This window comes from Roseateles sp. NT4 (genome assembly GCF_051857475.1).
Classification (GTDB): domain Bacteria; phylum Pseudomonadota; class Gammaproteobacteria; order Burkholderiales; family Burkholderiaceae_C; genus Pelomonas.
On record NZ_JBPZGZ010000002.1, the window covers coordinates 311499 to 329117 of the forward strand.

The following is a 17619-nucleotide window of genomic DNA, read 5'->3' on the forward strand; positions in this document are numbered from 1 at the left end:
CCTCATGAAAACGACTCTGACTTCCCTGGTCGCTGCCCTGGTTCTGGCTGGCTGCGCCTCGGTCGGCACCGTGGACCCGGCCCAGTTGCCGCAGGCGCCGGCCGCCTACAAGGCCCAGTCCGCGAACGGCGCAGCCGCGCTGACCGCGAGCTGGTGGCAGCCCTTTGCCGACCCCGTGCTGGACGATCTCGTCGCCCGTGCGATGGCGGCCAACACCAGCGTGCAGGCCGCAGCCAACCGCCTGGCGCAAGCCCGTGCGGCCCTGGGCGGCGCCGAGGCCTCGCGCCTGCCCCAGGTCGGCCTGGCTGCCGGTGCCGGGCGTTCGTCCACGCCGGGTCAACCGGTGCCGCAACCCGCGACCCAGTACAACGCCGGCCTGAGCCTGGCCTATGAACTGGACCTGGGCGGCCGCCTGCTGCACGAGCGCAATGCCGCGGCCCTGGATGTGCTGTCCCGCGAGCAACTGCTGGCCGACGCCCGCCTGCTGGTGCAGGCCAATGTCGCCCGCGGCTATCTGGCGCTGCGCGCGCTGGATGCCGAACGCGAGATCGTCAGGGGCACGGTCGCGGCCTATGGCGAGACTCTGTCGCTGACCGAAAAGCGCGCCCGCGCTGGCGATGTGGCCGACCTGGACCTGGCCCGCGTGCGCGCCGAGCTGGCCGCCAACGAAGCCGAGGCCCTGGCTCTGGATCGCCGCCGCCTGGAGCTGGAAACGGCCCTCGCCGTGCTGCTGGGCGAGCCGGCCTCCAACTTCCGACTCGCGCCGACGGCGTGGGCGACGGCATTGCCTGCCGTGCCTGCCGGCTTGCCCAGCGAGCTGCTGCAGCGCCGCCCAGACCTCGCCGCCGCGCGCAGCCAGTTGCAGGCCGCGCAGGCCCGCGTTGGCGTCGCCCAGGCCGCCTGGTGGCCCAGCCTGTCGCTGACGGCCCAGGGCGGTGGTGTCTCCAACGAACTGTCCAATCTGCTGAGGAGCGGCGCCGGCACCTGGGGCGTCGGCCTGCTCGCCGCGCTGCCGATCTTTGATGGCGGCCGCCGCGAGGCCGGTGTCAACACGGCCAAGGCCCAGCTCGATGGTTCGGCCATCGCCTTCCGCGAGCAGTTCCTGCTGGCGCTGAAGGATGTCGAGGACCAGCTCGGTGCGCTGACGCTGCTGCAGCAGCAGGGCGAGGCCAATGCCCGCGCGGTCAGCGCCGCCAGCCAGGCCTTGAAGCTGTCGGACACGCGCTACCGCAACGGCCTCGTCAGCCAGCTGGAACTGCTGGACGCGCGCCGCAGCGAGCTCGCCAACAAGCGGGCCGCCTTGCAGGTGCGCTCGGCCCAGTACCAGGCCACGGTCGGGCTGATCCGCGCCCTGGGCGGCGGCTGGAGCAGCGACGCCGGCGTCAAGCTGGCTGGCGTTTGAGAACCGCGATATTGACGGTCGTTCGCGTGACGAAGCCCAGGCTTTCGTAAAGCGCGATCGCCGCGGTGTTGCTCGTCCAGGCGTGCAGGAAAGCCTGCTCGCCACGGTGCTGGATGTCGGCCGTCACGGCGGCCGACAGCCGCCTTGCCAGGCCCCGGCCGCGGAAGTCGGGGTGGGTGCAGACGGCGCTGACCTCGACATGGCCGGGAAAGCGCATGCGCTCGCCGGCCATGGCCGCCAGGCGGCCGTCGATGCGGATGCCGATGAAGCGGCCCATGGTGTGGGTGCGCGGCAGGAAGGGCCCGGGCTCGGTCAGCGTCGCCAGGGCCAGCATCTCGGCCGCCTCGGCATCGCCCAGCACTTCCAGGCCCTCATCGACCTCCAGGGCGCGCGTGGCCAGCATCTGCACGCCCAGCGCTTCCTTGGCGGCCACCAAGCCAGGCGGCACGACGATGGGCGGCACCTGGGCCAGGAAGACGGCGTCATCGCCCGGCTGAACCAGCGCGGCGAGCGCGGCCAGGCTCGGCGGGGCCTCATCGGGCGTCGCGGCAAAGCGGTTGATATCGCCCTTGAAGCGCCGCGCATGCTCGTCGCCCACGCCCCAATGCGGCTGGTGCTGCAGGCTGGCCCAGACGGGACGATCGAGCGCACTCATGACGGCACCCGCTGCATCAGGGGCGCCTCGATCAACGCATCTTCCAGCGCCGCCAATTGCGCCAGCAGGTCGCCTTCCAGGCTCGCACAGGCCTGGGCCACGGCCGCCTCGATGGCCGGCCAGGCCTCGGCCTGAGACCGCTCCACCAGAGCCTGCCCCTGGGCGCTGAGGCCGATGCGGCGCACGCGCCGGTCCTGTTCCGACGCCTCCGAGCTGACCAGGCCTTCATCCTCCAGGCCTTTCAGCGAGCGCGTGACCACGGGCTGGCTGACGCCCACCGCCTGGCTCAACTCGCCCACGCTGAGCGGCCCGAGGCGATCCAGCGCCGCCAGCAGCGGAAACCACGCCGCCGGCTGCTCGAAACCATGGGCGGCCAGCACGGCCTGGGTCTGGGCCTGCAGCGTCTCGCCAATGCGCTTGAGCCGCGTGCCCAGGCTCAGATGGCCCAGCTCCTTGACCACATCCTCGACCACGACGGCTCCTGCTGAATCGATATGCATATCATGCTATGCATTTAATCCAACATCGTCAATGGCGGGATCGAGGGCGCGTCAGGCGCAGCCCGTCGACGGAAGAAAAAGGCTCAGGGCAGGGTCTTGCAGTTGGGCTTGCAGACCACTTCGTTGCGGCCGAGCAGCCGGATGGATTGCAGGCTGGCCGGAGCGCGGTGCTTGCCGCACTTGAAGCAGGAGCGGGTATGTCCGCTGCCGAGGAAAGGCGAACCGCCGATCTTCGACTGGTAGCGCAAGCCATCCTGGCGGACCGCGGTGACGGTGTCTTTGCTCATTCTTCAGACAGGTCGGGACGAAATGTGAATTGACTCACGACGAAGATGACAAAACCATCTCGCAAGCCCGAGGTTTTTGACCAAACAGGCAGAAACCTCGGGCTTTCCCGACCCCGATCTATGGGGTTCGACACCACGGACAATGCCGATCCGCTTCGAACAACCCCATGGCCAAGCTCTTCTTTCGTTATGCGGCGATGAACGCCGGCAAATCCACCGCCCTGCTGCAGGTGGCCCACAACTACGAGGAACGCGGCCACCAGGTGCGCATCTTCACGGCCAAGCTGGACGATCGCTATGGCCGCGGCTTTGTCACCTCACGCCTGGGCCCGCAGCGCGAAGTCGAGCAGTTCGACGCCCATACCGATTTCGTCGCCTTGATGGGCGACAGCCCCGGCATCGCCTGCATCCTGATCGATGAAGCCCAGTTCCTGTCCAAAAGCCAGGTGCAGCAACTCCACGAGATGGCGCATCTGCGCAATCTGCCGGCCATCTGCTATGGCCTGCGCACCGATTTCCAGGGCGAACTCTTCCCCGGCTCGGCCGCGCTGCTGGGCCTGGCCGACGAGATGGACGAGATGAAGACCATCTGCGACTGCGGCCGCAAGGCGACCATGAACATGCGTGTCGACGCCCACAACCGCAAGGTCACCGAGGGTGCCCAGGTCGAGATCGGCGGCAACGCCCGCTACCGCTCGGTCTGCGGCCGCTGCTTCAGGCAAGGTTGACCCCTCGCCCGGCTTTGCACCCGCTGCACGCGGGCAAACCCAGTCGGCCCCCCGAGGGGGCGGCCCGGCGCTCGGCCCGCAAGACAAACGCCGCTGGGGATAGTTCCGCAGCGGCGTTCTTGGGGTCGATCGCGGACTACTTGGCGGCGATCTGCGCGTCCAGTTCCTTGCAGGACGGTGAGCAGACGGGCTGGGACTTGCCCAGCAGCTTCTTGGACTTGAGCATCGCGCGGGGGCGATGCTTGCCGCAAAGGAAGCACGACATGGTTGCCGCGCCGAAAGAGGAAGTTGCCGCGAAGGGCGAACCCGGGGCTTTGGAGCGGTAGCGCAAACCATCCGCTTCGATGGTGGTCTTGGTGGTTTCTTTGGCCACGCTGGTCCTGTCGAAGAGTGTGTAGAAAGGGGGCGCGCGGGCAGGCGCGCAGGCCTCTATTTTCCACGATGTGGCGAAAGCCCCTTCCTAGGGCTTTCAACCCCCCTTGAATTGCGCCGGTCTTTTGCCCGCCCAAGCCGCCTGACCCTCGACCAGATCGGCCGAATCACGCGCCTTGAGGATGTCGGCGGCGAGCTGCTTTTCATCGAGGCGGCCGGCGGCGATGGCGTTCAGGTGCTGCTTCATCGGCAGCAGGGCCAGCGGCGCCATGCCCAGCAGTTCGTCCGTCAGCGCCTTCAGCGCCGCATCCAGCGTCTGGACATCGGGCAGCAGCTGGTCCAGATAGCCACAGCCCAACAGGGCGGCCGCATCCAGCGTGCGCCCGGCCAGCAGCACCTGCTTGGCAACGGGCAGGCCCAGCCGGTTGACGAAGCGCCGCAGGCCGCCGGCATAGAAATGCAGGCCGATGCGCGCCGCCGGCACGAACATCTCGCTGGCCGGCGCGCCGAGGCGGAAGTCGCAGGCCAGGGCCAGATCGGCAGCGCCGCCGTAGACGCCGCCATGCAGCCGCGCCACGGTGATGGGCCGTGCGGCTTCCAGCGCATCGGCCAGTTCGCCGAAGCGCGCCCCTGCGTCGATTGCGCCCAGGGCGCTGAGGTCGAAACCGCTGCAGAAGTGTTTGCCCTCGCCGGCCAGCACGAGGACGCGGACCGCCTCGGTACTATTCACCTCATCGAGGAGGGCGCGCAGACTGCCAAGGTCGTCGACGGCCAGCCGGTTGGCCTGGCGCGGGCGGCGCAGCGTGATGCGGGCCACGCCGGCGTCGATCTCCAGCAGCGGCGTCAGGCCGCTTGTCATGCCTGCCGCCTGGCCACGCGACCGCGCAAGGCATAGCCCTCGTCGAAGCGGGCCAGGCGCAGCCGGCGCTCCGCATCGACCAGCTCGCGCAGCGCACGCGCCTGGGCCGGCCGCAACGCGGTGTCCTGGTGCAGCACGAGTTCGGCCACCACATCCCAATCGGCTTGCAGATCCGCCGACCACAGCGGCGCTTCATCCGGCAGTTCGTCCAGCAGCTGCTGCAAGGCCTTCGCTGCCGTTTCGGCCGCCACCAGGGCTGCCAACTCGGGCCAGCGGCCCAAGGGCGCATCGGCAAGCTGTGGTGGCCAAACCGCGCACAGCCATTGCGGCGCATGGCTCTGGACGCGCGGGCCCTCCGGCGTCTGCGAAAGCTCCGCACTCGTGCCGGCAACCTGCCGGGCCACGGCCGTCCAGGCCTGGGCCTGCCACTGCGTGAGCAGGCGCGAATCGGGCTCCGGCGCAGCCGGCGCGAGGGCAGCCATGTCCAGCTCCGGCACTTCGACGACGGCCGCTGGCGCGGACACCACAGGCAGCTCGATGTCGTTCAGAAATCCGATTGGAGCGGGCTGGGCTGGCCGCTCTTCGGCAACCGCGGCTGCGAGCGGCGCCTCCGGCGAGATTTCCGCCTCCACCACCCGCGCCTCCGCCATGAAGAGGGGCCAGACCTGCTCTTCCGGCAGCGCCAAGTCGATGGCGTCCGCCGCATTCATGGCGGCCGACGTCTCACTGCCCGTCATCACGGCAGGCGGCGCGGGGTCGACCTCGGCCAAAGGCGGCGGCAGGATGTCCAGGACCGGGGCTGCTAAGACCACGCGGCGCACCGGCGGGTCGGCCAGCTCGATGTCCTCGACATCCAGCATCTCGTAGCCCCGCGCCTTCAGCCGCGCCAGCTTGGCCTCGTCCGGTCCGGCGCCGGTCCGCAGCAGGGCCTTGAGTTCGAGATCCAGCGGCGCGGGGGCGGGTGGCCGCCAGCCGTCCAGCAGACGGGTGGGATCAAAGGCGCCGCTGCCGCCGGGACGCAACAGCGCGTCAAGCGCCAGTTCAGGCATGGATGCCGGCGCCGGCGGGCGCCAGCCATCCAGTGCGTGCGTGGGGTCGAGGGAGTCCGGCTCAGGCATGGCTTTACAAGCCAGACATTGTGACGACGTAAGCTCGCGGACCCACTGTCACAAAAACGTCATGTTTCAAACTCGTCGCCGCCTGTTGAGCCTGGCTCTCGTCGCCGCCCTGTCCGCCTGCACGACGACACCGCCACCCGCCGCGGCACCGCAAAACAAGCCCAAGCTGGTCGTCCTCGTCGTCATCGATGGCCTGCCGATGCGCCAGGTGACGGGCTACCGTGACCAGCTGGCGCCCGACGGCTTCGCCCGCTTCCTCGACCATGGCCGCTGGTTCGCCAACGCCCATTACGGCCACGGCCACACGGTCACGGCGGCCGGCCATTCGGTGATGCTGTCCGGCGCCTATCCGCAGCGCAGCGGCATCATCAGCAACGAATGGCGCAACCCGGCCACCGGCGAGCTGGTCTACAACACCGGCGACCCGGACTACCAGTACATCGACAGCCCCACGGCGCCGCTGTCCGGCACCAGCCCGCGCAACCTCAAGGTCGAGACCCTGGGCGATGTGCTGCGCACGCGCTCGCCCGACTCCAAGGTCATCGGCATCTCGGGCAAGGACCGAGGCGCCATCCTGCCGGCCGGCCACAAGGGCACGGCCTATATGTACATGACCGAGACGGGCCGCTTCGCCTCCAGCACCTACTACATGCAGGCCCACCCGCAGTGGGTGACGGACTTCAACGCCGCCAGGCCGGCCGACGCCTTCTTCAAGAAGACCTGGGCACCGCTGCTGCCCGAGGCAGCCTATGCCCGCTCGGTGCCGGACGGCCAGTCCTGGCAGATCGCCAGCGGCAACGGCAACAAGCTGCCGGCCGTCATCGGCGATCAGATGGAGGGCCCGGGCCCGCGCTTCTACGGCGGTCTGCTGGCCTCGCCCTTCGGTGACGAGCTGACGCTGGCCTTCGCCCGTGCCGCGGTGAAGAACGAGAAGCTGGGCCAGCGCGGCGTGCAGGACATCCTGTCGGTCAGCCTGTCCAGCCACGACTACATCAACCATGCCTTCGGCCCTGAGTCGCGGCTGTCGCATGACCACACCCTGCACCTGGACCGCCATCTGCAGGCCTTCTTCCAGTTCCTGGACAGGGAAGTGGGCGCCGGCAACTATGTGCTGGCGCTGACGGCCGACCACGGTTTCACCGACACGCCGGAATGGGCCGCCACGCAAGGCCGCGATGCCGGCCGCTTCACCAACGGCCCGGCCCTGGCCGCCGTGAACGGCGCGCTGTCCGCGAAGTTCGGTGTGGACAAGCTGGCCTGGGCCTTCTCCGCCTCGGGCCTGCTGCTCAACGAGAAGCTGGCGGCCGACAAGGGCCTGAAGTTCATCGACGTGCAAGCCGCCGCCCGCGACGAGCTGCTGAAGCTGCCGGGCGTAGCCGCCGTCTTCACGCGCGAGCAGCTGCTGGGCAGCGACAAGACGACGCCCTACCTGGAAGCCATGCGCAAGTCCTTCGACCCGACGCGCGCCGCCCAGCTGCAGATCGTGCTGAAGCGCGGCTGGATCTTCAGCTATCGCCCCGGCGGCAGCACCCATGGCAGCCCTCACGACTACGACACCCATGTGCCCCTGCTGTTCTGGGGCCCGGGCTACGTCGGCCAGGGCGAGATGAAGGAGCGCGTCGAAGTGGCCGACCTGGCGCCGACGCTGGCCGGCGTTGCGGGCCTGCCGGCACCGGCTCAGGCCCAGGGCCGGGACCTGAAGCTCAAGCCCTAGCCAGCAGGGCTGCGGCCGTCTCGCCCCAGACGGCCTCGGTCAGCAGCAGGGCGCCGAGCCGCTCGCCCAGCGCCGCGGCCTGGGCCGGCCCGGTGGACGGCAGCATGACCAGCAACCGGCCATCCTCCAGGCGCATGCAGCCGTCCTCGCCGCGGATGCGCGCCAGCAGTTCCGCGGGATCCGCCGTGGTCGCCAGCGTCGCGACGGACAAGGGCCAGGCGCGCGGGTCGGCCAGCAGGGCCTGCAACAGCTCACGGCCCGCCTGGGTCGAAAGCAGCTGGCCCGTCAAGGGCCGCGGACCGGCCAGCGCGCTGATGTCGACGCCCGTCAGTGCCAGGCCGCCGTCCGACGTGCGCTGTTCCACCCACCACAGCCGCCGGCCATCGCGCCAGGCCTGCTCGTAGCCCCGCTGCGCCATGCGGCTGCGCCGCTCCGGTGCGTCGACGGGGCCGGCACCGGCTTGCCGGGCGGCTTCGACCATCTCGATCCAGTCCGGCAATGCCTCGCTCTCTAGGCCCCAGGCCTGGCGGTAGGCCGCGTTGGCCTGCAGCAGGCGGTCGCCGGCATCGAACAGGGCCAGCAGCAGCGGGCCGTCGGCCAGCGTCTGCCACCAGAGGTCATTTGGGTTCACGGCCCGATTCTGGGGCCGCTGCGCGTCAACGGCGGCTGATCTCGCCCGAGCCGCTGACGCTTTGGCGCAACTGCGGCCGTCCGGCATAGCTCAGGTCACCGGAACCGCTCAGTTGGGCATCCAGCTGTTCGGTCACGCCCAGGGACACGTCGCCCGAGCCGTTGATGCTGACCTTGGCGGCGCGACCCGTCAGCGCACGCGCGTCGACGTCGCCCGAACCGCTGACCGACCAGCTCTGCTGGTCCGCCCGGCCCGCCAGCCGCACATCGCCCGAACCGCTGATGGCGACGCTCAGGTCCTTCAGCTCGACGAGGCCGAAATGCACATCGCCGGAGCCGACGATGTTCAGGTTCAGGGTGTCGGCCTTGAAGCGATCGGCGCTCAGGTCGCCCGAACCGTTGATGGCGATGGCCTGCAGGGCGCGGGCATCGACCCGCACCACCGGCGCCGAACGCGTCGTGAAACCGGCGTCGCGCTTCATGCGCACGACCAGGGCATCGCCTTCGACAACGGTCTCGACCAGGGGCTCGATGTTGTCGTCGGCGACGACGGTGGCCTGGTCGCTGCCGGACTGGGCCAGCCTGACGTCGAAGGGGCCGTCTATGCGCAGCTTGCTGAAAGCGCCCAGCGCCCGCGCCTTCTCGACCTTGACGCCCGAACCCTTGATGCGGTTCTTGCCGCTGCCGTAGTCCATCGCGCCGCTGAAATGGGCCGACCAGCCGTCCGACTCCTTCTTGATGCGCAGATGCCAGTCGTTGTCGCCGGCCGAGGCAGCGCCGCACGCTGCGGCCATCAGGATCAGGAGGGCGAATCGTTTCATGGTGGGTTTCCCGGTTCGGACAATGACGGCAGTCTGTCCGACACGCCGATGCGGTGCCGCTCCCGGGCGACAGACTGCATTTCTGCGGGCATGGGCCGTAGGATGGGGCGATCTGCAGGAGAGTCGCCATGAAGTGGGAAGGCCAGCGCGAGAGCGAAAACGTCGAGGACGCCCGGGGTGGCGGCGGAGGTGGGGGCGGTCTGCCCATCGGTGGCCGCGGCCTCGGCGTGGGGGGCATCGTCGTGGCTTTGCTGGCCTCCTGGATCTTCGGCATCAATCCCCTGACAGTGCTCGGCCTGCTGGACGGCGGCGGTGGCGGCGCACCGACGCAGCAGGCGCCGGCGACCGATTCCCATGCCCAGGATCCCGGCTACCGCTTCGTCAAGGTCGTGCTGGGCGACACCGAAGACGTCTGGAGCGCCTATTTCAAGCGCGGCGGCCAGCAATACCCCATGCCCAAGCTGGTGGTCTTCCGCGGCCAGGTGCCGACCGCCTGCGGCACTGGCGAGGCGGCCATGGGTCCGTTCTACTGCCCGGGCGACCGCAAGGTCTATATCGATCTGGGCTTCTATGACACCTTGCGCCAGCGCCTCGGGGCGCCTGGCGACTTCGCCCAGGCCTACGTCATCGCCCACGAAGTTGGCCACCACTTGCAAAACCTGATGGGCACGACCGAGAAGCTGGACCAGGCCCGCAAGCGCGTGTCCGAGCGCGAAGCCAACGCCCTGAGCGTCAAGCTGGAGCTGCAGGCCGACTGCTTCGCCGGCGTCTGGGCGAATTTGTCGCAGCGCAGCAAAGGCTGGCTGGAGCAGGGTGACATCGAGGAAGCCCTGAATGCCGCCGCCCAGATCGGCGACGACACCCTGCAAAAACGCGCCCGGGGCACCGTCGTGCCGGAAAGCTTCACCCATGGCAGCAGCGCCCAGCGGGTGCGCTGGTTCAAGACGGGCCTGCAGGCGGGCGATCTGAAGGCATGTGACACCTTTTCGTCAGCCACCCTCTAAGTCCCCCATTCGGGCCCACCCAATCAAGGGGGCCCCAGATGACCCTCAAAAGGCTTTGTGTGAAACACTTCCATCCAAATCGCCGAGCCCTCAAATAGCATCGGCCCGCCCCAAAGCCCGGACTCCTTTCCCCCGCTTTGGTGCACCCCGCAGAAGGATTCACGAGGCCCACTGTCATGAGCGAACGCCCAATCAACGACCCGCAGTCGACGCCCCAGGCGCCGGCGTCCGTCGACGCGTCCGTCCGTCAGCTGGCCTCCGCCCGCCGCCGCCGCTTCATCAAGCTGGGTGGCGCCGCCGTCCCGACCGCCCTGACCCTGGCCAGCCGCCCCGTCATGGCCTGGCACTGCAACACGGCGTCCACCTGGGGTTCCGCCCAGGGCATGTCCAACAGCTCCTACACGCGATCGCAGGACCTGAACGTCCGTCTGTTCCCGGACGAGACCTACACCACGTCCTGCTGGATCAACAATTCGGCGCGCGCCAACCTCGGCTCCAACCCCTGGGCCCTGTCGCCGCTGAGCCGCGACACGACGGCGGCCAATTACAAGACCGCCGGCTACTACAAGAACTACACCGTCGGCCAGCTGCTCTCCGGTACGGGCGCAAGCGGCATCACCAACGTCAACAATTCCGACACGGTGTGGAGCATCCTGAACGGAACGCCCCAGAAGGTCGATCCCGTCAAGAGCTATGGCTATTTCGTTCCGGGCACCACGACGTGCGGCGAATTCCAGAAGCTGATGCTGGTGGCCTGGCTGAACTTCAAGGTGCAGAGCAGCGTTCTGAACAAGTGCCTGAAGCCTGGCGCGACGAATGTGCTCGTCAAGTTCAGTGACGCCAGCTACATCGGCCCGACCGGTGCGCAATGGACTCCGGCCCAGATCGTCACCTATCTGAAGAAGAACTTCGTCGCCTGCGCCGACGACAGCTGCGCCTGACCGAGGCCGCCCGGCCTCGCTTCTCTCCGCCGTGCCCGAGCGCTGGCAACTGATCCGCGCGGACGCCCTGCGCGTGCGGGAGTGGGATGATGCCGGCGTGATCTACGACGCCTTCAGCGGCAGCACCCATCTCGTCGATGCCCTCGGCCTTGAGCTGCTGGATCTGCTGCGCCAGCAGGCCTGGAGCCTGGATGCGCTCGTGACCGAACTGCGCGACGCCCTGCCTGACGACCTCGATGCCGAAGCCGCGGCCCGGCTGCTGCGTGCCAAGCTGGAGCAGCTCGCCCGGTTGGACCTGGTCACCGCCGCATGAGCACCACCCTCGCCGCCCTCGGCGAAGGAGAACTGCGCCGACGGCTGAGCAGCTCTGGCCTGACGCTGCGCCTGCCTCCTTTCGTGGCCCGACTCCAGTCCGATGTGCCGCGCGTCGCGCAAGACCTCATGCGTCTCTACGGCGAGTTCGCCCTGGGCCGCGACGATGAGTTCGCCGACTTCCATCTCACGGTCAACTACGACCGCGGCCTGCACGCGCTGTGGCGCCGCCTCGCCGGCCGGCGCCAGGCCCGCTTCTCCACCGATGGCCTGGCCGCCTTCACGACGCTGCCGGCCACCCAGGCCTTCCACATGGTCGAGTGGGGCCTGAACTGGGCCGTCACGGCCCACGCCCACCATTTCGTCGTCTATCACGCGGCCGTGCTGGAACGCGGTGGCCGCGCCCTCGTGCTGCCCGCGCCCCCCGGGTCGGGCAAGAGCACGCTGACGGCGGCCCTGGGCCAGCGCGGCTGGCGCCTGCTGTCCGACGAGCTCGCCCTGCTGGACCCGCGCGACGGCCAGCTCTATGGGTTGGCACGACCGGTCAACCTGAAGAACCAGGCCATCGCCCTGATGCAGGCATTCGCACCGGGCGCGGTGATGACCGCCCCCGTCCCCGACACCCTCAAGGGCACGCTGTCGCTGATGAAGGCCCCGGGCGACGCCATCTCGCGCGTTCACGAGGGCGCACGGCCCGCCTGGGTGGTGGTGCCCAGCTTCGAGCCCGGTGCCGAGGCCGTCCTGGAGGCCTTGCCCAAGGCCCAGGCCCACCTGTTGCTGGCCGACCAGGCCTTCAACTACGACATCCACGGCGTCGACGGCTTCGAGGCGACGGCCGACCTGGTGGATCGCGTCGATTGCTGGGGCTTCACCTATTCACGGCTGGATGACGCCATCGCCGTCTTCGACCGTCTGGCGGCCGAGTCATGAAACAGCCCTTGCTCGTCGAGTTGCTGCTGGATCCCACCCGGGCGGCGCAGCTGAGCGCTTCCGACTGGGACCTGCTGATCCGCCAGGCCCGGCGCGCCAACCTGATCGCACGCCTGGCCACGCAACTGGATCCCCAGCTCGAGACCCTGCCGGCCGGTCCGGTGCGGCATCTGCGCGCCGCCTTGCTGATTGCGCGCCGACAGCGCCTGGCCACCCGCTGGGAGGCCGATTGCCTGCGTGCTGCCCTGCAGCCCCTGGGCATCCAGCCCATCCTGCTGAAGGGCGCGGCCTATCTGCTGGCCGACCTGCCAGCGGCGCAGGGCCGGCTGTTCGGCGATGTCGACCTGCTTGTGCCCAAGGCGCAGATCGAGGCCGCCGAAGCCGGCCTCGTCGCGGCCGGCTGGGATTTCGATGACGAGCTCAGCGACTACGACAGACGCTACTACCGCCAGTGGATGCACGAGATTCCGCCGCTGCGCCACCGCCAGCGTGAGACGGCCCTGGACCTGCACCACACCATCCTGCCGCCGACAGCGCGGATCAAGGTCAACACGGCCGCCCTGTTCGAGGACGCCCGCGAGCTGGCCGATCTGCCGGGCCTGTTCGTGCTGGCTCCGGTCACCATGTTCCTCCACAGTGCCGCCCACCTCTTCCACGAAGGCGAACTGGACAACGGCCTGCGCGACCTCTTCGACCTGGACGCCCTGCTGCGGGATTTCGGTGCAGATCCGGCCTTCTGGACCCAGTTGGCACCGCGTGCCCAGGTGCTGGGCCTCACGACCCCGCTATTCCTGGCCCTGCGCTACACGACCCGGCTGCTGGGAACACCCGTGCCACTGGAGGTGATGCGTCAGGCGGACGCCGCCCGCCCTGGCAACCTGGCCTGGCTGGACGCCTGCTACGAACGCGCCCTGATGCCCGTGCACGCCAGTTGTGACGGCCCGTTGACGGCGCCGGCCCGGCTGGCGCTGTATGTCCGCTCGCACTGGCTGCGGATGCCCGTCGGCCTGCTGGCCCGCCACCTGGCCCGCAAGGCCTGGTTGCGACTGCAACCTCCCGCCGAGGCACAGGCGGCCTGAGCAGGGCTGACAATGGGTCCCGACATGGACACCAAGCCCAAGCCCTTTTCGATGATCCGCGAGTTCCATCTCGCGGACTGGTTCACCCTCGGCAACGCCTGCGCCGGCATGGGCGCGCTGTTCGCCGTGATGAGCTTTCTGCAGAGCGGCGAACGCCTGCATCTGCAGTACGCCTGCGCGCTGATCCCGCTGGCCCTGGCGTTTGACGTGCTGGACGGGCGCATCGCGCGCTGGCGCCAGAAAAGCTCGGCCCTGGGCCGCGAGCTGGATTCACTGGCCGACATCATCTCCTTCGGCGTAGCGCCGGCCGCCATCGCCTACGGCTGCGGCATGCAGGGGCTGTATGACCGCATCGTGCTGGTGTTCTTCGTCGCCTGCGGCGTCAGCCGGCTGGCGCGCTACAACGTGACGGCCGAGAAGCTCAGCGCCGGCTCGGACAAGGTCGCGTATTTCGAGGGCACGCCGATTCCGACGTCCATGCTGCTCGTGGCGGTGTTGTGGTTTGCAGCGGCCCAGGGCGCTGTCGGCGACGCGCTGTGGGGCGGCGTCTGGTGGCTGGGCGGTTTTCGCCTGCACCCGCTGGCGCTGATGTTCCTGCTGTCAGGCTCGCTGATGGTCAGCCGGATCCGGATTCCGAAGCTTTAGGCGGCGGTGCGGCGCGACAGCCAGCTCAGCGGCGAGTCCTGCTGCACCGTGCGGGACGATTGGGACTCGAGGAAATCGTTGGGGGCCTGGCTGCGGTATTCGCTGACGGCGGTGCCATCCAGGCAGGCATCCAGACCGAAGGCCGTGCCGAGGTCAGCGGGATCCGGTTCGCTGCGCGCAGCGACGTCACGGCGGAAGAAACGCAGCGCTGGAACGAATCGCATGGCAGACCTCACTCGCATGACGGGCTGACAACAACATCAGCACCGTGAGCCCAGTGTGCGGGATTCATGTGACAAGCGAACCCCTCATCTGTGAGTAAATATTGCCTCTACTGGCATTACCGCACGGCCGCAACGCCTGTTTTTCCCAGTAGCGACGGGCCTTTCGGTCCGGCGCCCCCAATCCAGGGGGTGCGTTGCGCTTTTGCAATTCCTTTCTGCACCTCCCTAAGGCTCAGGATAGGGTGGCGGCCTTCGGCGCTTAAGCTGCGCCACCCCCAAGCCCCCCGGCTGAGTGCATGAGTTCTGAACTGTTGAAGTGGGTCGCCAGCGGCCTGATTGCCGCCGTGCTGGCCAGCACGCTTTGGCTGGCCCATGCCATTCATCCGGAACAGGGCGGCGCCAACGAGCTGCTGGCTCAAGCCGCCGCACCGGCCACCGCCGCGTCGGCGCCCAAGACGGCCGTGCGCTGATCCATCAGCCCAGCGCCAGCCGGGCACCCTCCGCCAGGGCCTGGCCGATCTGATCGAGCAGCGCGCCCCGCCCCTGCAATTGCCACTGGTGCCAGTACAGCGTCACGTCGACGCTGATTTCCGGTCTGAGCACCACGAGCTGCCCGGCCTCGACCAGGCCTCTGACCTGGATCTCGGGCGCCACGCCCACCCCCCAGCCCATGACGGCGGCGCGCACATAGGCCTCGCTGGACGGCACGAAGCGCTCGCGCAGCCGGGGCGCACGCACGCCGAAGGCCTGTGACACCCATTGCGCCTGCGTGTCGTCCTTGCGGTTGAAGACCAGGAAGGGTGTGTCAGCGAAGTTGCCCGCATGCAGTCCCTCCGGCAACTGGGCCGCCAGAAAGCCCGGGCTCGCCACCGCCACATAGCGCATCACCCCCAGGGCCTGCACGCGGCAGCCCTGCAGGGCTTCGGCCACCGTGGACATGCAACCCAGCACGGCGCCCTGGCGCAGGCTGTCGTGGGTGAAATCCTGGTCGTCGACGACGAGCTCAAGCCCGTAGCCCTCGCGCAGGCCGCGCTGCACGAGGCCATCCAGCGCCGGCATCACCCAGGTCGCCAGGCTGTCGGCGTTGACGGCGATCGCCAGGCGCGACTGGGGCGCGACGCGCTCGCCCAGTTCTCGCGCGACGTCGACCCGCAGGGCCTGCAACTGGCGCGCAAAGCGCAGCAGCACCTTGCCCGCCTCGGTCAGGCGCAGCGGCCGTGAGCGCACCACCAACGGCTGGCCGACCTGGGTCTCCAGCGAGCGCAGCCGCTGCGATACGGCGCTCTGCGTGATGGACAGGCGCTGCGCGGCACGCTCGAAACCCTGCTCATCGGCCAGGGCAGCCAAGCAGTCCAGTGCAGCGGGATCGAACTCATTCATAAGCTTCGCTAATGTATGACGAAGAATATGAATGACACTTCTTGAAATGCGGGCTGCTGCAGAGAATCCGCCGATGCCCGCTTCCACCCTGGCCTCTGCCACCGCGCCCGCCGTTTTCGCGCAGGGCTGGGCCATGGGCGCCGGCCTCATCCTGGCCATCGGCGCGCAGAACGCACTGGTGCTGCGCCAGGGACTCAAGCGCGAGCATGTCGGCGCCGTCGTCGCGGTCTGCACGCTGTCCGACTGGCTGCTGATCGCCCTGGGCGTCTTCGGCCTGGGCGCGCTGATCCAGGGCCAGCCCCTGCTGCTGGAAATCTTCCGCTTCGGTGGCGCGGCCTTCCTGCTCGGCTACGCGCTGCTGGCCGCCCGCCGCGCCTGGCGTCCGGCCGCCGGCCTGGAAGCGACAGGCACCGCCTCCAGCCTGGGCGCGACCTTGTCCGCCGCCTTTGCCTTCACCTATCTGAATCCCCACGTCTACCTGGACACCGTGGTGCTGCTCGGTGGCCTGGGTGCACGCCAGCCGGCCGAGCTGCGTGCCGCCTTTGCGCTGGGCGCCGGCGTCGCGTCGGCGATGTGGTTCAGCCTGCTGGGGTTTGGCGCGGCCGCCGCAGCGCCCAAGCTGCGTCACGCCAACACCTGGCGTGTCATCGACGCCCTCGTCGCTTTGCTGATGACGGTCCTGGGTTTACAACTCCTCCTGCAACCTCTCTAAGAACTCGAAGGACAGCCATGAAGATCGTCGTTCTCGGCGCCGGCATCATCGGCATCGCCACCGCCTGGTATCTGCTCGACGAGGGGCATGAGGTCACCGTCGTCGACCGCCAGCCCGACGCCGCGCTCGAAACCAGCTTCGCCAACGGCGCCCAGATCTCGGTCAGCTTCTGCGAGCCCTGGGCCAATGCCGGCGCGCCCTTCAAGGTTGCCAAATGGCTGCTGCGCGACGACTCGCCGCTGCTGTTCCGCCCGCGCCTGGATCCCAACCAATGGCGCTGGGGCCTGGCCTTCCTGCTGCAATGCACGAATGCGGCCTTCGAACGCAATGTCGAGGAGCTGGTGCAGCTGGGCCGCTATTCGCACGACTCGCTGAAGGATCTGGTCACGCGCACCGGCATCGAGTACGACCGCGTGGAGCGCGGCATCCTGCACTTCTTCTCCAGCCAGGCCGACTTCGACAACGGCGCCTCGGGTGCCGAGATCATGCGCCGCCATGGCGTGGACCGCCGCGTGCTGAACCGCGAGGAGGTGCTGAAGGTCGAACCGGCGCTGGCAACCTTTGGCAGCCGCATCTTCGGCGGCACCTTCACGCCCAGCGACGAGAGCGGCGACGCCAAGGTCTTCACGCAGAAGCTGGCGCGCCTGTGCGCCGAGCGCGGCGCGCAGTTCCTCTACGAGCACGACATCCTCGGCCTCAAGCGAAGTGACGGCGGTGGCGATGCCATCGAGGCCGTGCAGATCGCCCACACGCGCAGCGGCGAGCGCAAGATGCTGAAGGCCGACGCCTTCGTGGCGGCCATGGGCTCGTACACACCGGCCCTGGTGAAGCCGCTGGGCGAGCACCTCAACATCTACCCGGCCAAGGGCTATTCGGCCACGCTGCGCCTGAAGAAGCCCGAGGCCGCCAGCGTCGTCAGCCTGCTGGACGACACGCGCAAGATCGCCATCTCGCGCCTGGGCGACCACATCCGCATCGCCGGCACCGCCGAGCTGTCGGGCTTCGACCTCAACCTGGATTCACCGACGGCCAAGGTGCGCTGCGCGGCCCTGGTCAGGCGCTACGAGGAACTCTTCCCCGGCGTGGCCGACACCAGCGAGCCCAACTACTGGACCGGCCTGCGCCCCAGCACGCCGACCAACATCCCCTACATCGGCCGCAGCCGCAAGGCCCGCAACCTGTGGATCAACGCCGGCCACGGCACCCTGGGCTGGACCCATGGCGCCGGCTCGGGCCACGCCATGGCCGAGCTCATCGCCGGCCGCAAGCCGGACATGGCTTTTGGCTTCTACGGTGCCGTCTAGGG

The 17619-nt window shown here is 68.9% G+C and carries 22 protein-coding genes; 12 read left to right on the forward strand and 10 right to left on the reverse strand.

The features are described 5' to 3' along the window. Positions 1-4: 4 nt before the first annotated feature. The gene (locus ACS5PN_RS11040; protein ID WP_439463997.1) at positions 5-1402 is read left to right on the forward strand and encodes an efflux transporter outer membrane subunit; all 1398 of its coding nucleotides are present in this window, start codon (positions 5-7) and stop codon (positions 1400-1402) included. On the opposite strand, the gene ACS5PN_RS11045 is transcribed toward ACS5PN_RS11040, so the two are convergent. The 3 genes from ACS5PN_RS11045 to ACS5PN_RS11055 all read right to left on the reverse strand — a co-directional run bounded on the left by ACS5PN_RS11045 (position 1383) and on the right by ACS5PN_RS11055 (position 2844). Continuing rightward, on the reverse strand, positions 1383-2057 hold the full coding sequence (locus ACS5PN_RS11045; RefSeq protein WP_439463998.1) for a GNAT family N-acetyltransferase: 675 nt from the start codon (positions 2055-2057) through the stop codon (positions 1383-1385). The genes ACS5PN_RS11040 and ACS5PN_RS11045 overlap by 20 nt on opposite strands. Then, positions 2054-2557 (reverse strand): MarR family winged helix-turn-helix transcriptional regulator, encoded by a 504-nt coding sequence (locus tag ACS5PN_RS11050; RefSeq protein WP_439463999.1) that lies wholly within the window; start codon positions 2555-2557, stop codon positions 2054-2056. The genes ACS5PN_RS11045 and ACS5PN_RS11050 overlap by 4 nt, the downstream gene beginning before the upstream one ends. 83 nt (positions 2558-2640) lie before the next feature. Continuing rightward, on the reverse strand, positions 2641-2844 hold the full coding sequence (locus ACS5PN_RS11055) for a hypothetical protein (RefSeq protein ID WP_056266871.1): 204 nt from the start codon (positions 2842-2844) through the stop codon (positions 2641-2643). Between the two features lie 167 nt (positions 2845-3011). Here ACS5PN_RS11055 and ACS5PN_RS11060 point away from each other — a divergent pair, with 167 nt between their 5' ends. Next, positions 3012-3572: a thymidine kinase gene (locus ACS5PN_RS11060; protein WP_439464000.1), complete on the forward strand. Its 561-nt coding sequence runs from the start codon at positions 3012-3014 to the stop codon at positions 3570-3572. 136 nt (positions 3573-3708) lie between these two features. Here the strand turns inward: ACS5PN_RS11060 and ACS5PN_RS11065 are convergent, their stop codons facing one another. The 3 genes from ACS5PN_RS11065 to ACS5PN_RS11075 form a co-directional block, all read right to left on the reverse strand. Further along, complete coding sequence (locus ACS5PN_RS11065) at positions 3709-3945, reverse strand: hypothetical protein (protein WP_056266878.1); 237 nt, start codon at positions 3943-3945, stop codon at positions 3709-3711. A gap of 96 nt (positions 3946-4041) precedes the next feature. Further along, positions 4042-4803: an enoyl-CoA hydratase/isomerase family protein gene (locus tag ACS5PN_RS11070; RefSeq protein ID WP_439464001.1), complete on the reverse strand. Its 762-nt coding sequence runs from the start codon at positions 4801-4803 to the stop codon at positions 4042-4044. Beyond that, the gene (locus ACS5PN_RS11075; protein WP_439464002.1) at positions 4800-5921 is read right to left on the reverse strand and encodes a hypothetical protein; all 1122 of its coding nucleotides are present in this window, start codon (positions 5919-5921) and stop codon (positions 4800-4802) included. Before ACS5PN_RS11075 ends, ACS5PN_RS11070 begins: the two co-directional genes overlap by 4 nt. Before the next feature lie 61 nt (positions 5922-5982). Between ACS5PN_RS11075 and ACS5PN_RS11080 the strand changes: the two genes are divergently transcribed. Then, entirely contained in the window at positions 5983-7635 is a 1653-nt protein-coding gene (locus tag ACS5PN_RS11080) for an alkaline phosphatase family protein (RefSeq protein ID WP_439464003.1), read from the forward strand. On the opposite strand, the gene ACS5PN_RS11085 is transcribed toward ACS5PN_RS11080, so the two are convergent. Then, on the reverse strand, positions 7625-8266 hold the full coding sequence (locus ACS5PN_RS11085; RefSeq protein ID WP_439464004.1) for a hypothetical protein: 642 nt from the start codon (positions 8264-8266) through the stop codon (positions 7625-7627). The genes ACS5PN_RS11080 and ACS5PN_RS11085 overlap by 11 nt on opposite strands. Before the next feature lie 25 nt (positions 8267-8291). Continuing rightward, the gene (locus ACS5PN_RS11090; RefSeq protein ID WP_439464005.1) at positions 8292-9086 is read right to left on the reverse strand and encodes a head GIN domain-containing protein; all 795 of its coding nucleotides are present in this window, start codon (positions 9084-9086) and stop codon (positions 8292-8294) included. 128 nt (positions 9087-9214) lie between these two features. Here ACS5PN_RS11090 and ypfJ point away from each other — a divergent pair, with 128 nt between their 5' ends. The 6 genes from ypfJ (at position 9215) to pssA (ending at position 13997) form a co-directional block, all read left to right on the forward strand. Next, a complete protein-coding gene (gene ypfJ, locus ACS5PN_RS11095; RefSeq protein ID WP_439464006.1) occupies positions 9215-10090 on the forward strand; it encodes a KPN_02809 family neutral zinc metallopeptidase in 876 nt (291 codons plus the stop codon). 176 nt (positions 10091-10266) lie between these two features. After that, positions 10267-11031 carry a hypothetical protein gene (locus tag ACS5PN_RS11100; RefSeq protein ID WP_439464007.1) on the forward strand — a complete coding sequence of 255 codons (765 nt, stop codon included), beginning with the start codon at positions 10267-10269 and terminating at the stop codon, positions 11029-11031. A 31-nt stretch (positions 11032-11062) separates the two neighbouring features. Next, positions 11063-11344: an HPr-rel-A system PqqD family peptide chaperone gene (locus ACS5PN_RS11105; RefSeq protein WP_439464008.1), complete on the forward strand. Its 282-nt coding sequence runs from the start codon at positions 11063-11065 to the stop codon at positions 11342-11344. Next, positions 11341-12273: an HprK-related kinase A gene (locus ACS5PN_RS11110; RefSeq protein WP_439464009.1), complete on the forward strand. Its 933-nt coding sequence runs from the start codon at positions 11341-11343 to the stop codon at positions 12271-12273. The genes ACS5PN_RS11105 and ACS5PN_RS11110 overlap by 4 nt, the downstream gene beginning before the upstream one ends. After that, positions 12270-13352, forward strand: a complete 1083-nt coding sequence (locus tag ACS5PN_RS11115) for a nucleotidyltransferase domain-containing protein (protein WP_439464010.1) — start codon at positions 12270-12272, stop codon at positions 13350-13352. The genes ACS5PN_RS11110 and ACS5PN_RS11115 overlap by 4 nt, the downstream gene beginning before the upstream one ends. A 24-nt stretch (positions 13353-13376) precedes the next feature. Continuing rightward, positions 13377-13997, forward strand: coding sequence for a CDP-diacylglycerol--serine O-phosphatidyltransferase (gene pssA, locus ACS5PN_RS11120; protein ID WP_439464011.1), 621 nt, complete (start codon positions 13377-13379; stop codon positions 13995-13997). On the opposite strand, the gene ACS5PN_RS11125 is transcribed toward pssA, so the two are convergent. Beyond that, complete coding sequence (locus tag ACS5PN_RS11125; RefSeq protein ID WP_439464012.1) at positions 13994-14221, reverse strand: hypothetical protein; 228 nt, start codon at positions 14219-14221, stop codon at positions 13994-13996. The two genes, pssA and ACS5PN_RS11125, sit on opposite strands and share 4 nt — an antisense overlap. A gap of 296 nt (positions 14222-14517) precedes the next feature. Between ACS5PN_RS11125 and ACS5PN_RS11130 the strand changes: the two genes are divergently transcribed. Then, positions 14518-14691: a hypothetical protein gene (locus tag ACS5PN_RS11130; RefSeq protein ID WP_439464013.1), complete on the forward strand. Its 174-nt coding sequence runs from the start codon at positions 14518-14520 to the stop codon at positions 14689-14691. 4 nt (positions 14692-14695) lie between these two features. Here the strand turns inward: ACS5PN_RS11130 and ACS5PN_RS11135 are convergent, their stop codons facing one another. Then, entirely contained in the window at positions 14696-15601 is a 906-nt protein-coding gene (locus tag ACS5PN_RS11135) for a LysR family transcriptional regulator ArgP (protein ID WP_439464014.1), read from the reverse strand. A gap of 73 nt (positions 15602-15674) precedes the next feature. On the opposite strand from ACS5PN_RS11135, the gene ACS5PN_RS11140 reads away from it, so the two are divergent. Both ACS5PN_RS11140 and ACS5PN_RS11145 read left to right on the forward strand, forming a co-directional pair. Beyond that, positions 15675-16313 carry a LysE/ArgO family amino acid transporter gene (locus ACS5PN_RS11140; RefSeq protein ID WP_439464015.1) on the forward strand — a complete coding sequence of 213 codons (639 nt, stop codon included), beginning with the start codon at positions 15675-15677 and terminating at the stop codon, positions 16311-16313. Between the two features lie 17 nt (positions 16314-16330). Further along, complete coding sequence (locus tag ACS5PN_RS11145) at positions 16331-17617, forward strand: D-amino acid dehydrogenase (RefSeq protein WP_439464016.1); 1287 nt, start codon at positions 16331-16333, stop codon at positions 17615-17617. Positions 17618-17619: the final 2 nt, after the last annotated feature.